Here is a 760-nt window from a genome sequence, read left to right on the forward strand (position 1 = left end):
GAACGACAGCGATGTGGACGGCGACGCGCTGACGGTCACGGCGGCCAGCGCCGGCCACGGCACGGTGGTGATCAATGCTGATGGTACGCTGACCTATACGCCAAATACGAATTACAGCGGTACTGATACGGTGACCTATACCGTCAGCGATGGCGCCGGCGGCACTGCCCTGGGGACGTTAACGGTGACTATCGCGCCGGTGAATAGTGCTCCTTCGGCAAATCCAGATAGCGCAAGTACATTGGAAGATACGCCGGTGACGGTGGATGTACTGGCGAATGATACCAATGCAAACGGCCCTCCTTTGACAATTCAAGGGGCTGTGGCGGGTCATGGGGTTGTCGTCATCAACGCGGACGGTACGCTGACCTATACGCCCAACGCCAACTTTAACGGCACCGACACCGTGACCTATACCGTCAGCAATAGCCAGGGCGGATTGGCTACGGGTACCCTGACCATTACGGTGACGGCGGTGAATGATGCGCCGGTGGCCGGTGCGGATACGGCGACCACCGCCGAGGACACCCCGGTGACGGTGGATGTGCTGGCGAATGACAGCGATGTGGACGGCAATCCGCTGACGGTGACCGCGGCGACCGCTGGCAACGGCACGGTGGTGATCAACGCCGACGGCACGCTGACCTACACCCCGAACGGCAACTTTAACGGCACCGACACCGTGACCTATACCGTCAGCGACGGCGCCGGCGGGGTGGTCACCGGCACCCTGACCATTACCGTCACCGCGGTGAATGAC

The 760-nt window shown here is 61.7% G+C and carries 1 protein-coding gene; it reads left to right on the forward strand.

Annotated features, from left to right (window positions below; all coding sequences use genetic code 11):
• Positions 1–760: cadherin-like domain-containing protein (locus tag DXXMK7_RS22785; RefSeq protein ID WP_193745936.1), on the forward strand; the 760-nt coding region annotated here is incomplete at both ends.

Origin of the sequence: Dickeya sp. MK7, from assembly GCF_000406305.1 — a bacterium.
GTDB classification, from domain to species: domain Bacteria; phylum Pseudomonadota; class Gammaproteobacteria; order Enterobacterales; family Enterobacteriaceae; genus Dickeya; species Dickeya fangzhongdai.